Origin of the sequence: Bradyrhizobium sp. Arg237L, from assembly GCF_029990105.1 — a bacterium.
GTDB lineage: Bacteria > Pseudomonadota > Alphaproteobacteria > Rhizobiales > Xanthobacteraceae > Bradyrhizobium.
In genome coordinates, this window is record NZ_JAQMIL010000166.1 from 1 (window position 1) to 2,230 (window position 2,230).

General features: G+C 65.1%; 2 protein-coding genes and 1 pseudogene. 2 read left to right on the forward strand and 1 reads right to left on the reverse strand.

The features are described 5' to 3' along the window. Positions 1-470: pseudogene (locus OZ411_RS42720) on the reverse strand (4Fe-4S ferredoxin); the annotation flags it as partial. A gap of 218 nt (positions 471-688) precedes the next feature. On the opposite strand from OZ411_RS42720, the gene OZ411_RS42725 reads away from it, so the two are divergent. Both OZ411_RS42725 and OZ411_RS42730 read left to right on the forward strand, forming a co-directional pair. After that, positions 689-1,702: a DUF6352 family protein gene (locus tag OZ411_RS42725; RefSeq protein ID WP_282532764.1), complete on the forward strand. Its 1,014-nt coding sequence runs from the start codon at positions 689-691 to the stop codon at positions 1,700-1,702. After that, entirely contained in the window at positions 1,699-2,175 is a 477-nt protein-coding gene (locus tag OZ411_RS42730; protein WP_282532765.1) for a DUF3305 domain-containing protein, read from the forward strand. The genes OZ411_RS42725 and OZ411_RS42730 overlap by 4 nt, the downstream gene beginning before the upstream one ends. The last annotated feature ends 55 nt before the right edge of the window (positions 2,176-2,230 follow it).

A 2,230-nucleotide genomic window follows, 5' to 3' on the forward strand; every position in this document is an offset into this window, starting at 1 on the left:
ACCGTAACCTCGAACGCGCCGAGATGGCCGCGCGCCGCGGTCACCTTTCCCTTCGCCACCGGGAATTCGTCCCTGCGCGGCGGCGCGATGGCGGCGGGCGGCTCGATCAGAACGGTGACGTCGAGATGGTCCTTGAGCAGATCGCCGGCCTCGATCGCGGTCTCATCGCGGCCGCAGATCAGGATGACGCCGCCGCTTTCGAGCTCAACCGATGGCGCTGGCGGTGCCGTCTCCGCCGCCGCCGCAAGCAGCGCCGCCATTTTCGGTCCTGCCCGGTCGGCATCGCCGGACCATCCGGCGGCCTCGCGGATGTTGGCAAATTGTATGGATTGCGTGCGGCCGCTTTCCTCAGCCACATCCGAAAACAGTGCCGCTTCCTGGGTGCAGGCGACCGTGAGCGGGCCGTCTTCGGCGGCGATGGCTCGGAAGCGATCGAGTTCGGCGCGACAGAGCTGCGTTGCCGTCGTCATTTCATGATGGCAGCCGCGACGCATAGCATCGCCGTCGAGTGGCATCGTGCCCTCGCACGAGCAGACCAGAACGCGTCGCGCAGAATCAGCCATTGCGGTCACGAACTCTTGTGGCTGTGCGGTACGCCCGGCAAAACTGGCCGGGAATTTGTGGAAAGTATATACTGGCTCTGCCGCAAAATACGATGGTGGTATGGCGGACTTGCAGGGAGCACCCGATGCGCGCGCCGCGTGATTTCTGGCTCGCTTGCGGCCATCATCTGCTCGACCGCGACGAGAACGGCCGGCTGCTGGTTACCGACGACTTCCTGAAGGTCTATCTGGCGCGGCCCGAGCTGATGCCGCCACCGGAAGCCTGCGCGGCGGAGCAGGAGCTGCATCGCGCGCTGCTGCGTCACCCGCGGCGGCCGGTCGCGGCCAGGCAGATCGAGGCGATCGCCGATGGGGACGCGCGCGAGAACTGGCGGACGATGATCGCCTGGCGCGATCACCTGGTGAAGCACGGGTGCCTCGAGGCCGCTTATCTTGCGATCGTCAGGCGCAATATTGCCTTTCCCCAGGTCCTCGTCGGTCAGTTGGTGCAGGTCATCCTGCGCAATGCGTTGGATGATTGCCGCGATGCTTTCATGCTGCGCGCCGCTGAGATGTTTTTCCGCCCGCAGAAGCTCATGATCGAAGGGGCCTCGGTCCTCGCCGTCGACGAGGAACGCGGCTCCGTAACCGGCCGGCATTCGGCGTCGCCGCTGATGGCGCTGCTCGGGTTGCCTGACGCCACCGAGGTCGACGTGCTGAACGAGTCCACGGCGGGCGGCTATTGGGAGCGCAGCGACCGGTTCGACATGGCGCTCGATCTGGCCGCGGGCGGGCGCGGTCTGGCCGCGCTTGGCGATGTCATTGGCCGATGGCTTCTGCACCTGCTGGCGATCGAGGTCGAAGTCGAGCCGGTGGCGGAACTGCGCGAGGCGTCATGGAACTGGTATGTCGGACTGAGCTCCGATGCCACGCGCATTGGCGATGCGATCTGGCATGGCGATGATCTCGATGACGGCTCGCGCGCCCAGCTGGTCGGCCTGTTCCGGCTGACGTTCCGCGATCCCAGCTGTATGATCGAAAAGGTCAGGGGCGAGCCGGTCCATCTGCTGCTCGCCATGACCGCCGACGAGGTGTTGCGGTTGAAGCCGCAAAACCTCATCACCGGCTTGCCGATTGCGAATGCGGAGGCAGTCAATTGATATCGACGGCGCTGGAGCGCATTTCCGTGGGAGTTGTGGTCGAGCGGCGCAAGGGCAGGAGTGCCTGGGCCGACTTCCTGTGGCGGCCGATTTCGGTTTTGGCCGGAAACCCGTCGGCCGACCCATGGACACCGCTCGATAGGCAAGGAGAGGTGACGTTATTCTATGCTGGCGAGGCGGTGATCGAACTGCACCGCACCGAGACCGCCAATTATCGCGACAATCTCGCATCGGGCTCGCCCGCACTATGGGTCAACCTGCGCCCGACCGGCTCCGAGCCGCCTTACGAACTGCTCGCGGTCACCGCTGATCCGGCCGAAGGCGAGGCGTTCACCGACGCCGGTAGCAATCTGGTCGACGCGGTGTCGATGCCCGCAAGTATCGTTCAAATCGTTGAGCGATTTGTTGCCGCGCATCATGTCGAGCGCCCCTTCATCAAGCGGCAGCGCGATCGGCGGATGCCTCCGACGTAGGACACGAGAGACGGACCGTGGCTGAAGAGCACAATGTTTTCCTTCGCTGGGCGCG